The organism is Mesorhizobium sp., assembly GCF_004963255.1.
Lineage (GTDB): Bacteria > Pseudomonadota > Alphaproteobacteria > Rhizobiales > Rhizobiaceae > Mesorhizobium.
On record NZ_SUGA01000068.1, the window covers coordinates 1 to 12,087 of the forward strand.

Consider the following 12,087-nt stretch of genomic DNA (forward strand, 5'->3'; position numbering starts at 1 on the left):
ATCCGCCTCAATCAACAGGCCAGATCAATGGCTTGCGGATAGTTCACGGCCGACTCACTATTTCTATGCTGAACAGTCTCGCCTGAGTATATGTTTTAGCTAGTCGCTAATTAGACGGAATTCTGCCAGTCTGCATTCCCCCCTGATCTGATGTAGAGCAGCTTCCAAGTGGGAATTAGCCCCCCATCGACCGGATCGGGCGACACGAACATGCGCTGAAGGCTTGGCGGAACGGCTACTGGGACCATGATGCTACTCGAATGCAAGATAGTGTCAGAACGTCCCGGGAAGGCTGCAGGCAGGGGATGTCAGGTCAATCAGCCTATAGATATGATACCGCCCATTCGCTGAGACTTCACGATGGGCATAGGAGGTGGGAATTCTTGCCTTGAGATGGACGCGGCTGTCGGAGCAGGCGAGCACGGCAGCAGCGATGGCCTGAACCTTCGGGCCGCTGACAAAAACGTTCACCACCGCACGCGAGCCGAACCCGTCGAGATACGTCTCGAAAGCATCGAGGTGGGCCATCAGCCCGAAAGCCTGGATGTCGCGAACTTCGCCATCTTCGAGCCGGTGGGTTTCACGTACCTTGGCCACCTGTTGATCGAGCAAAGCATCGATATGCGCATTCTTGTCGCTTCTTGGGACGAGGAGCGAGATCCGTTCCGGACTGACGATATCGATCAATCCGTAGAATACGTCGGCATCTCCTCCGATCCCCACGAGCAGGACTTTCTCTTCGCCCATTCCTCCGCTGCCTTGAAGATGAGGGACGGTGACGTATCGGTCCAAGCCGCTGGAAAAATCCTCTTTGCCGATCGCGTTCCCGTAGATACCTTCGGCGTACCCGAATTCGAGAGACTGAATCGACATTTTCTTGAATGCCACCGCAATCAGCCATTGGATGTAGATTCGCGGCATCGTCGAGCACTCGACGAAAACCTTCCGCAGGCTTCCTTCGTATGAGCCACATGAAGCGGCCATCTGAGTGAGCAGGTGATCGAGGAGATTGATGTTCTTCTGATACTCGATGGAAGGCTCGAGGGTGATCACAGTCACTTCGACGCCCCATCGGGTACCCATAGCGATGAGCTTTCGCCGGTTTTCTTCGACGGCTGGGACGTTCGCTTCCTTCAGAGCAAAGTCCAGAACCACGATCTTGCCGACCTTCAGGTCAAGATGGTTTTCGAACGCGGCGAAACGCGTTTCCCATCCAAGCGCGACGATCGCGATATCTGCCTCCATCGTTTCGCAGGTACCTGCATCTCTCGCCTTCTCGGTGACGGCCAGATGGCCGAAGACTCGATACTCGACAGTTGAAGCGGTCATTCGAGATCGCTCTCGAAAAGCGAGTGCTGGAATTCGGTCTTGAGTGCGGGCCGCGCGACGAGCTCCTTAAACACCGAGTCGGCCCAGTCTTCTGGGAGCCGATGCCTGGTAAAAAGCAGGTCGACCATCCGCGCCGCAGGGATTGTGTTGATTTCGTACGGGCCGCGATAGGAGAACCCGAAGTAAGGTGCAAATCGCCGATGCAATCTGATCATCATCTCCTTCGATGCGGGGTCGGCGCGGTCCACCTCAAAGTTGCCGGCGGCGGAGACCTCCCGGATAAACCCATCCCTTTCCGCCCGACGCAGGACCTCGTCCAGTTTTCCGCTGGGTTGCTCCAGTCGGTTCACCAGCGAGCGCATTTCCTTTAGATCAACCCTGAAAATGCCTCTCTCTGTCGTTCCTAGAGCATTTTCTTCGGCAAACTCTGTCTGGAGGCGAGCGGTCAGGTAACCCAACGCCCGCACCATGCGCACGCTCTCTTCTTCGTACGGATGTGAAAGCGCCTGAAGTCCATCAAGCTTCCGTTGAGAGGCGGCGTTCACAGCCTGTCTCTGCTGTTCGAGATGAATCTGTAAATCCGAGTTGATGAATTCCACCAGTTTTCGTGGATCACTGGAACTCGGAACACTGCGGCGGAAGATCTCTCCCATTATATCAAGGAAATCGCGTATACAGACGTCGCTCAATGATGTGATGATCTGGTGCCCTACGTACGGGTAGTCATGCAGACGCAGCATCTGGCACGCTTTCAGAAAAGCCCATCCCTGTTTCCGGGCGATCGACCTCTTCAGATTTGAAGCATCCGCCTTGCTCATGGGCCGGCGCTTAATTTCCGGGTTCATGAGCGCGAGCGCCAGCCCTTCGGCATAAGGGCGCGCTTTTCGATCAAGAAGGAATTGCTGCTGATCCGCCGTCCTCAAATTCACGGAGAGGAATTCACGTGCTGCATCAGCAAGTGCCACAAGCTCTTCTCTGCCCTCGGAATGACCCGATATGATAACCCGCTCGATGATGTCATTGACGGAAAGCCGCCCCAGCCGGTTTTTGAGCGAAAACGCGCTGAGCGCATCGTTGCGCTCGAGATCACTCCGCAGATGGTCAGGAAGCGCATAGTACAGCCGAAGCGACGACACGTTCTCGCACAGCGTGGCGAACTCCCTCGGATCGACTGAATCAAGATTCTCGACGTCCCGGTCAGCATTCGAGAGCGACTGGCCGGGTATGATCGTCCGGATCGTGTCGTAGAGGCCGCCGATGTAGGCGAGGACCCATTTCACGTTGCCGCGCGTCTTTCTCACCAAGGTGTTCAGGAACTGCTGTTGGAGCGGTGTCAGTGCTTCACAGTCGTCAATCAGTATCTTGAAGAAGGGCGCCCTGTCACCGGCGAAAGATGGGCCATTTAAAAGTGGAGTGATCGCGGTCGCGACCTTGTTAATGATCGCGCCAGGGTCTGTTGCTCTGAAGCCGGTCGCTCCGGCATCGGCGGCAAAGAAGAACGCGTTGAAGCATTCGTCGACGTACCGGGTTATCCCACCCCGCAGCTCATCGATGCTGAAGAAGTCGAGACGGGCAGGTTGGGGTATGAAGTGCAGCACTTCGCGATGCAGTGCCAGGGCGACGTCCCTATCTTCGGAGGCCCGGTATTTCAAGTGGCCGTCGCGTCTGAGCTGGCCGATGCTCTCGAGCAGGCGTTCGACTATCTTCAGCTCCAGATAGTGAGAGAAGATTACGAATTGCCGCGGGATCACGGCGGCCGTGTCGAAGCGTATCCGCTCCGGAATGAGGTTCAGAACGGCGTTGTCGATTAGGGGCGAGAATGTCTCATTGAGCTGGAAGAAGACGCCATACCAAGCGAGCTTGCCGACTTGGTCCGAGAGACTTTTGTCTTCAAGAATATGGACTGTGGAAAGCGAGCGAAGAATGCTGGTCTTGCCGCTGCCTCTCGTCCCTGCGACGAAGACCGGCTTGGCGGCGGCAGAAATCAACGCCGACTTCTGACTGAACCACAGTATCGGGCGGCTTTCGTACTCGATCCTGTTGGGGCCGAACGGATTCTCCATCGCTATTCGTCCCTTACCTTAATGCGCCAAGCCGAGTTTGCCTTGGTGAGGCCGTCTATCTCGATGAAGCGCGCCGCTTGGAGCATCAGAAGAGAGTCTTCCAGATCTAGCCCGAGCTCGGCGGAGGCAGCAATCTCAGTGATCTCGTCCCAGAAGAGTAACCCATTCCCGCGCCTGGTGGCATGGTCGCGCAGTCGGCGCAGCAGGTCAAACGTGTCGTTGTTCAGAAAGGCCTTGCCGTTGGACATGGTCGAAATAAAGCAATGTTCGCCTTCCATGACCGTCCCGTCGGCGACATTGGTGCGGTAGGGTATAAGTCGGATGCCGACGAGCTCTCCCTGATCGGTCGTGAAGAAGACGAGCTCATTGAAACCTGACTGTATCTCTGGTGCTGAGATGCAGATCAATTTGCCGTCCGGAAACCTTGGATCGTTGACGATCTCGACCGGATCAGCATGTATGTGTCCATGCAGGTAGACGATAGGCTTGTTGCCCTGCAGCAGCTGAGTTCTGACAAATCCGCTGTTGAGCATCTCCGCGTATGGCGTAATGCGCGGAGTCTTTTGTGGCAGCAGATTGTGATGGCCGATTATGATGCCGTAACGCATGTCGGGCTGCTGGAGCAATTCCTGTAGGCCTGCAAGCATCTCACGCGAGATGTATGGCGTGTCCATCTGACCGTAATACTCGTCGTCGGACGCCTCCTTGTCTGGATCGCTGGGAGGTGTCGCGGGCGAATGTCCCGAGATGTCCGGCGAGCCGAGATCTACAGGCTCTGTAGAAGGACTGAGTGCCTCGAGACGATCACGAAGGAACGCGGGAAGGTTTTGAAGCTCCCAACTGCCTATCGCTGTGTTGACGAGGATGAAGTTTGCGCCTGCGGATCCTGTCGGAAGTCTGAAGTGCACGGGTTGGTCCACGGGAACGGTCTGCCAACCCAAGCGGGCGGCTAAACTCGCCATTTCGCTGAATTTCTCAGTCGGTCCAAGTTCGCGCGCGTCATCACGGTTCACATCGTGATTTCCCGGTACGAATATCAACGGAAGCGCCTTTGAACTGCGTCCCTGTGCGCGGCAGAGCAACGTGAAATGCTGGAATGCCGAAGCAATGAAGGTCTTGTCGCCACGGCTCGTGAAATCCCCCATGAAGGCGATCGAATCCAAGGGCTTCGAAGTCGTCAGCCGCCGAAGTTTCGTCAAGACGGCACGCAGCGAAGACGCGCGTAGCTTCTGCGTTATTTTCGGAGCGAACTTGCTATCCTTGGCATCGATGTTGCTAGAGGAAGGATGCCAGTCCGGATAGTGAATATCGCCTACTTGAAGGATTCGCACCCGCCGCATAACTCGCCCCCCTGCCGAGAGCCATAGACTAATCCGTTCGCTTTTGCCAAGCGCGAACGATCATCCGCAGTGTCCTTAACGAGGTAGCCTGCACTTTTCGAGAATTGCCACGGCGGCTATTTTTCGGCTGTGAAGCACACGAGACCCGTGACGTGAGACCCAGTTGCTCAATGCCCAGTTGCTCAATGAGCTTTCTTACGAATAAGGGAGAATTTCCGCGGCCGGACTATCTCTGAGCGAGCGTGCATGACTGCCAACGGAAGGTCTTGCACGCACCCTTGCGATCTTGAGCAATGGTCGCCATGACTTTCTTCTTGCAGGCTTTTGAGTGGCCCAGCCTGCGATCACCAGACCCCACCGATTCTAAAGAGCGTGGCAGATGGGATAGTCGAGGTTGCCCGTGCACAGTCACGCTCAGGGCTTGCGCCGCCCAGAGGACACGCTGAAAAGGCAGATTGGGGCGCAAGCACGCCATTCACGAGAGGTTCGACATGAAGACCATGCAAGAAAAAGACATTCCGGCATTCGTACAAGCAGTTGTGGACGCCGGCTGCAAAATTTGCGCGATTGGCAACTTGGGATACGTCTTTGGCGATGCTGATTTCACGCCAGCGCAACGGAGGGCCGTCGAGCCACAGCTGCGTAGGATTGCTGAAATCTACGGCGAACGCGATCATCTCATGAACGAGATAGCTGTATATCTGCGGTCGATCGGACGCCATGTCGAGGTTGAGCCGAAGACAGGTATTTCCTGATGGCCGTGATCGCGAGAAGCCGTCTTCCAACCTCTGAATCCTAAAGGAGGTGACCCCCAAGGCCGTTCGTCACCTTCGACCAGAATAACCACATCCGTGACCGCCTGAGCTACTTGGTCGATACGCGCACATGGCCAATACAGTTTCTCCATCCTTCACGAAGCGAATGAGGCTTTGGCCATTCAGCCCCGGTCTACGGGGCGTGACTTGTCCCCGATGCATGCGCGAGCTCTCCGCCCGGCTGGCCGCCGGTCGTCGCCACCGGCCGAAGGCGCCCGAATGCGCTTGACAAGATAGCGTCAGCCCGTTCAACCTAAGGCATTCACCAGGGGAGTCCCGGCAAGGGGCTGAGATACTGCTGGCTTTCGCGGCGCAGTGACCCGTTGAACCTGATCCAGTTCATACTGGCGTAGGGACGGTGCAAGCGCTTTGCGGGAGTTTACGCCCGAGGTCCTGTTGCAGCAGGTCTACAGAAGCGTCTTTTCATCCTTCCGGCACAGAACTGGGTCTCCAATGCATGAGCAAAGGAGCCTCACGATGAATGCCCTCACCCCCGCCGTATCGACGGGACCACTGCCCGCCTCGCGGAAAATCCACAAGCCCGGCGTCCTCTACCCGCAGATCAGGGTGCCGATGCGCGAGATTTCCGTCCATCCGACGGCCGGCGAACCGCCCGTCACCGTCTACGATCCGTCCGGCCCCTACACCGATCCATCAGTCGAAACCAGCATCGAAAAAGGCCTTGCCCGGCTTCGCCACGAATGGGTCACGGCGCGTGGCGATGTCGAAGCCTATGACGGCCGCCACGTCCGGCCGGAAGACAATGGATTCGCCACCGGCGAGCGCCTGACACCGGAATTTCCGATACGCAATCGGCCGCTCAAGGCCAAGCAGGGCAAGGCGGTGACCCAACTTGCCTATGCGCGCGCCGGCATCATCACGCCAGAAATGGAGTTCGTAGCCATCCGCGAGAATCTCGGCCGCGAGGTGATGCGCGGCAAGCTGCAACGCGACGGCGAAGCCTTCGGCGCGGCGATCCCAGATTTCGTCACACCCGAATTCGTGCGCGACGAGGTGGCGCGCGGGCGCGCAATCATTCCCGCCAACATCAATCATCCCGAGAGCGAGCCGATGATCATCGGTCGCAATTTTCTGGTCAAGATCAACGCCAACATCGGTAACTCGGCTGTCACATCGTCGATGGCCGAAGAGGTCGAAAAAATGGTCTGGGCTATCCGCTGGGGCGCGGACACGGTGATGGACCTGTCGACCGGCCGCAACATCCACAACATCCGCGACTGGATCGTGCGCAATGCGCCGGTGCCGATCGGTACGGTGCCGCTCTATCAGGCGCTGGAAAAGGTCAACGGCATCGCCGAGGATCTGAACTGGGAGGTCTACCGCGACACGCTGATCGAGCAGGCCGAGCAAGGCGTCGACTATTTCACCATCCACGCCGGCGTGCGGCTGCACTACATCCCGCTGACCGTCGACCGGGTCACGGGCATCGTCTCGCGCGGCGGCTCGATCATGGCCAAATGGTGCCTGCACCATCACCGGGAGAGCTTCCTCTACGAGCATTTCGAGGAGATCTGCGACATCGCCAGAGCCTATGACGTCTCCTTCTCGCTCGGCGACGGCCTTCGTCCCGGTTCAATCGCCGATGCGAACGACGCGGCGCAATTCGCCGAACTGGAAACACTTGGAGAACTCACCAAGATTGCCTGGGCAAAGGACTGCCAGGTGATGATCGAAGGCCCGGGCCATGTCCCCATGCACAAGATCAAGCAGAACATGGACAAGCAGCTCGCAGTGTGCGGTGAGGCGCCGTTCTACACGTTGGGGCCGCTGACGACCGACATCGCGCCGGGCTATGACCACATCACCTCAGGGATAGGTGCCGCCATGATAGGCTGGTTCGGCACCGCAATGCTTTGCTACGTCACGCCGAAAGAGCATCTCGGCCTTCCCGACCGCAACGACGTCAAGATTGGCGTGATCACCTACAAGATAGCCGCCCATGCAGCCGATCTGGCGAAGGGCCATCCGGCAGCGAAAACCAGGGATGATGCCCTTTCGCGCGCGCGCTTCGAGTTCCGCTGGGAGGACCAGTTCAACCTGTCGCTCGACCCCGAAACCGCACGGTCCTTCCACGACCAGACCTTGCCCAAGGAGGCGCACAAGCTGGCACATTTTTGTTCGATGTGCGGGCCGAAATTCTGCTCCATGCGCATTTCCCACGACATCCGTGCCGAGGCCCAGAAGGAAGGCATGGCGGCAATGGCGGCAAAATACCGGGAGGGCGGCGATCTCTACATGCAGGCGGACGAGACTGGCGTACCGGTCGTGCCAGAGGCTCCCAAACCATCATGAGGGTGCTCGTCAAAGGGGCCGGCGTTGCCGGCCTCACCGTCGCTTTCGAACTCGCCGCCCGCGGCGCGACGGTCACCGTCGCCGAGATGCGGCATGGCCTTGGTGGCAACGCGTCGTGGTTCGCCGGCGGCATGCTGGCGCCATGGTGCGAGCGCGAAAGCGCGGAGCAGCCGGTGCTGGATCTCGGACGCGATGCTGCCGACTGGTGGGATGCGGTGCTGTCGGGTCAGGTGACACGGGCCGGGACATTGGTCGTGGCCGCGCCGCGTGATGCCGGTGAGCTTGACCGGTTCGCCAGTCGCACGTCAGGGCATCGGCGCGTCGATGAAAACGAAATTGCGCTCCTGGAACCCGACCTCGCCGGCCGCTTCCGGCGTGGATTGCTCTTCCCCGACGAGGCTCACCTCGACCCACGCCCGGCGATGGCGGCACTTCATGACAAGCTTGCGACCATGGGTGTCAAATTCCACTTCGGCTGCGACGCCCGGCCTGTTTCGGGATTCGCCCGTCAGATAGACTGCATGGGAATGGCAGCGGCCGATGACAGGCTGCGCGGTGTTCGCGGCGAAATGCTGATCCTTCGCACGCCTGATGTCTCGCTGTCGCGGCCGGTCCGTTTGCTTCATCCACGCTTTCCGCTTTATGCCGTGCCGCGCACCGATCACCGTTTCATGATCGGAGCGACGATGATTGAAAGCCAGAGCGCCGGACCGGTGACGGCGCGTTCCATGATGGAGCTGCTGGGCGCCGCCCATGCCCTCCATCCGGCCTTTGGTGAGGCCGAGATCGTTGAAACCGGTGTGGGTGTCCGTCCGGCATTTCCCGACAATTTGCCACGCGTCGAAACAGACGGTGAGATCATCGCGATCAACGGTCTTTATCGTCACGGTTTTCTCCTCGCCCCCGCCATGGCGCGCCAGGCTGCCGACCTGGTTTTCAGTCAAGACAGAACCAAGGAGCATGCTCATGAAACTGATGGTCAACGGCGAGGCGCGTGAGATTGCCGCCACCACGCTGGCCGAGTTGCTTGCCGCGCTCGACTATGAGGGCGATTGGCTCGCCACCGCCGTCAACAGCGACCTCGTGCACAAAGCCAACCGCGCGGAGTTCCAGTTGAGCGACGGCGACCGGATCGAAATCCTCTCGCCCATGCAGGGCGGCTAGCATGTTGGAGCTTTATGGAACCGAGCTTTCGTCGCGCCTGCTTCTCGGCACGGCTCAGTATCCTTCGCCGGCCATCCTTGCCGATGCAGTCAAGGCATCGGGCACGTCGGTGGTGACCGTCTCGTTGCGGCGTGAGATGGCGGGCGGTAGGGCCGGCGAACAATTCTGGTCGTTGATCCGCTCGCTGGGCGCCAGAACCCTGCCCAATACCGCCGGCTGCCTCTCCGTCAAGGAAGCCGTCACCACCGCGAAAATGGCGCGCGAGGTCTTCGGCACCAACTGGATCAAGCTCGAAGTGATCGGCAATCACGACACGCTACAGCCGGATGTGTTCGGTCTGGTTGAAGCCGCCCGCATCCTGTGCGAGGACGGCTTTGCGGTATTCCCCTATACCACCGACGATCTCGTTGTCGCCGAGCGGCTGCTGGAAGCGGGCTGCAAGGTCCTGATGCCGTGGTGCGCACCGATCGGTTCCGCCTTGGGACCGGTCAACATGACGGCGCTGCGCTCGATGCGCGGATATTTCCCTGGCGTCCCGCTGATTGTGGATGCGGGGCTCGGACGGCCGTCGCACGCGGCCACCGTCATGGAACTCGGCTTTGACGCCGTGCTCCTGAACACAGCGGTCGCCAAGGCGGCAGATCCGGTCGGCATGGCGCGTGCTTTCGGTAAGGCGGTCGACGCCGGTCGTGAGGCGTTCAGTTCGGGAATGCTCGAACCGCGCGACGTCGCCGTGCCATCGACACCGATGGTCGGCAGGGCCGTTTTTTCATGAAGCTCGATCCCTTCTACCTGATCGTCGACAGCGCCGCCTGGATCGAAAGGTTGGCGCCGCTCGGCGTCAAGCTGATTCAGCTTCGCATCAAAACCATGGATGAAACCGGGCTGCGCGCGGAGATCCGCAAGTCGAAGGCCTGGTGTGTCCAACACAAAAGCCAGCTCATCATCAATGATTATTGGCGCCTGGCAATCGAGGAAGGCTGCGATTTCGTGCATCTGGGCCAGGAGGATTTGCAAACGGCCGACCTCTCGAGGATACGGGCAGCGGGCGTCAGGCTCGGATTGAGCACGCATGATCATGTCGAGCTGGAAACGGCCATGTTTGCCGAGCCCGACTATGTCGCGCTCGGTCCGATCTATCCCACCACTTTGAAGAAAATGAAGTGGGCACCGCAAGGGCTAGAGCGGATCAGCGAGTGGAAGCGGCGGGTGGCGCCGATCCCATTGGTCGCCATCGGCGGCCTCAACCCCGACCGCCTCGACGGCGTCTTTGAGGCCGGCGCCAACAGCGCCGCAGTGGTCACGGACATCACGTTGAGCTTCGACCCCGAAGCGCGCACGCGAGAATGGATCGAAAAGACGGACCGATGGCGATGAGACGAGAACCGCATGTGCTTGTCGTTGGCGGATCAGATTCCAGCGGGGGTGCTGGAATAGCACGCGACATCGAGACGATCTCTGCCGTTGGCGTGCGCACCTGTCTCGCCGTCACAGCGCTAACGGTGCAAACGCACGACGCCGTGATCGAAATCCATCATTCGCCACCCAGCATGGTGGCCAATCAGATGTGTGCCGCGCTACAGGCCAACGACGTAGCCACAATCAAGATCGGCATGCTGGCGACTGCCAAGATCATTGTTGCCGTTGCCGCAGTGCTGCGCAAATTTCCGCAAGTGCCGGCAGTACTCGACCCTGTGCTGGCCTCCACCTCAGGCCGCGCACTTCTGGAAGCAGGCGCTATCGCTGCCATGAAGCGCGATTTGATGCCGCTTTGCTGCATTGTCACGCCCAACCTTCCTGAACTGGCGCTCCTTACTGGTTCCGAACCGGCTTCGGATGAGGACGGTGCGCTCCAACAAGGACAAAGACTGCAGGCCGTCGGCCCTCAGGCCCTGCTGATCAAGGGTGGGCACGCGTCGGGTCCCCGATCGGCCGATATTCTGTTACGCTCCGATCATGAACCCATCCACTTCGACACGCCGCGCCTTGCTATATCGATGCGCGGAACAGGTTGCATGCTGGCCAGCGCGATTGCGGCGCATCTGGCGAAGGCGAAGTCGCTCGAAGATAGCGTGCGCGAAGGCAAGCTGTTTGTGTTCGAGAAGCTTCAGAAATGCCGGCTGAATAATCACAACGTTCTGCGTCCAGCCAAGCAGACCCATTTTCCAGAATTTTTCCAGTAGCGAGACTGGAGGGCTACTGCTTCTCTATGCCATCCTTACAACGCGTTGAGTTCCACTGTGCCGTCCAGAATTATCTGTCGTTGTCCAGAATTAAGCCGGGCTTAGAACTGAAACGAACCCGCCGAAAGGTACGAGCGGCCCTCACTCGATAAGGGTTACCAAACCTATTCCTGTGGGCTACCAATCCGCGTGGTGGGTGGCCTTAGGTTACCAATCAGTGTGGCGTCCGGAATTATCTGCCTCTCTCCGGAATTAAGCCGAGATTAGAAGATCGGTGCGGTATTGCGCCCGGTCAAACCGTGTCGATTTGCGGCGTAGCCGACGTGTCTCACGCTTGGCGGCGTCGCACGCTGGTCCCGATTGTCGCCCGAATATCTGCCTACCGGCGACAGTGAATGCGCCAAGCTAGACCTTCGTCGATAGGGCGGCTCCGGTTTACCAATCCTGTCGTCCTAGGTTGACCAATCCGTTGTCGACCGTGAGCGGGTTTACCAATAAGGGCGGCTATATTCTGCGCAAACCCAATCACCTGATGCCAATCCAGAATTAATCGTCATTAAGGGCATTGGTAAACTCAGTCTGAAACCCCACCCTTAGCCAGAAAACTCTCCTGTTTTCAATCGCATAGCCCGCCCGCCAGCAACCGATAATTCGGGACCGGTAAACCCGTGAAAGGCCCAATAATTCCGGACGTCACACCAGTCTGCCCTTTTATGCGACTTTTCGAGCACAGACCGGGAACATCTGACCGTTTCCATTCATCGCCCAAGGCCGGTTTAGCGCTGGAAAAGCCAAAGTGCGGGAGTAAGAATGGCCGCAACGGGGCCGCTAGCAGACAGGCCGCTTTTGCGATGATCGACAAAATGGCAGACTTTACATC

Annotated in this window: 10 protein-coding genes and 1 riboswitch; of the genes, 7 read left to right on the forward strand and 3 right to left on the reverse strand. The window is 58.7% G+C overall.

What is annotated here, in order from left to right; all coding sequences use genetic code 11:
• Positions 1–273 precede the first annotated feature (273 nt).
• Genes E5X34_RS31990 through E5X34_RS32000 form a run of 3 tightly spaced genes read right to left on the reverse strand, consistent with a single transcriptional unit; the run spans position 274 to position 4,732 of the window.
• Positions 274–1,329 (reverse strand): hypothetical protein, encoded by a 1,056-nt coding sequence (locus E5X34_RS31990; RefSeq protein WP_063169411.1) that lies wholly within the window; start codon positions 1,327–1,329, stop codon positions 274–276.
• Positions 1,326–3,392 (reverse strand): hypothetical protein, encoded by a 2,067-nt coding sequence (locus E5X34_RS31995; RefSeq protein ID WP_063169412.1) that lies wholly within the window; start codon positions 3,390–3,392, stop codon positions 1,326–1,328. Before E5X34_RS31995 ends, E5X34_RS31990 begins: the two co-directional genes overlap by 4 nt.
• A 2-nt stretch (positions 3,393–3,394) precedes the next feature.
• Positions 3,395–4,732 carry a metallophosphoesterase gene (locus E5X34_RS32000; protein WP_127248690.1) on the reverse strand — a complete coding sequence of 446 codons (1,338 nt, stop codon included), beginning with the start codon at positions 4,730–4,732 and terminating at the stop codon, positions 3,395–3,397.
• Between the two features lie 491 nt (positions 4,733–5,223).
• Here E5X34_RS32000 and E5X34_RS32005 point away from each other — a divergent pair, with 491 nt between their 5' ends.
• The 7 genes from E5X34_RS32005 to E5X34_RS32035 all read left to right on the forward strand — a co-directional run bounded on the left by E5X34_RS32005 (position 5,224) and on the right by E5X34_RS32035 (position 11,207).
• Entirely contained in the window at positions 5,224–5,487 is a 264-nt protein-coding gene (locus tag E5X34_RS32005) for a hypothetical protein (protein ID WP_082826710.1), read from the forward strand.
• Between the two features lie 317 nt (positions 5,488–5,804).
• Positions 5,805–5,921, forward strand: a riboswitch (TPP riboswitch).
• Positions 5,922–6,024: 103 nt separating this feature from the next.
• Positions 6,025–7,860: a phosphomethylpyrimidine synthase ThiC gene (thiC, locus tag E5X34_RS32010; RefSeq protein WP_063169414.1), complete on the forward strand. Its 1,836-nt coding sequence runs from the start codon at positions 6,025–6,027 to the stop codon at positions 7,858–7,860.
• The gene (gene thiO / locus E5X34_RS32015) at positions 7,857–8,858 is read left to right on the forward strand and encodes a glycine oxidase ThiO (protein WP_063169415.1); all 1,002 of its coding nucleotides are present in this window, start codon (positions 7,857–7,859) and stop codon (positions 8,856–8,858) included. Before thiC ends, thiO begins: the two co-directional genes overlap by 4 nt.
• On the forward strand, positions 8,827–9,024 hold the full coding sequence (gene thiS / locus E5X34_RS32020; RefSeq protein WP_024504260.1) for a sulfur carrier protein ThiS: 198 nt from the start codon (positions 8,827–8,829) through the stop codon (positions 9,022–9,024). The genes thiO and thiS overlap by 32 nt, the downstream gene beginning before the upstream one ends.
• Position 9,025: 1 nt before the next feature.
• Positions 9,026–9,799 (forward strand): thiazole synthase, encoded by a 774-nt coding sequence (locus tag E5X34_RS32025; RefSeq protein WP_024504259.1) that lies wholly within the window; start codon positions 9,026–9,028, stop codon positions 9,797–9,799.
• Positions 9,796–10,401 carry a thiamine phosphate synthase gene (locus tag E5X34_RS32030; RefSeq protein WP_063169416.1) on the forward strand — a complete coding sequence of 202 codons (606 nt, stop codon included), beginning with the start codon at positions 9,796–9,798 and terminating at the stop codon, positions 10,399–10,401. The genes E5X34_RS32025 and E5X34_RS32030 overlap by 4 nt, the downstream gene beginning before the upstream one ends.
• Positions 10,392–11,207, forward strand: a complete 816-nt coding sequence (locus tag E5X34_RS32035; protein ID WP_063169417.1) for a hydroxymethylpyrimidine/phosphomethylpyrimidine kinase — start codon at positions 10,392–10,394, stop codon at positions 11,205–11,207. Before E5X34_RS32030 ends, E5X34_RS32035 begins: the two co-directional genes overlap by 10 nt.
• Positions 11,208–12,087 lie beyond the last annotated feature (880 nt).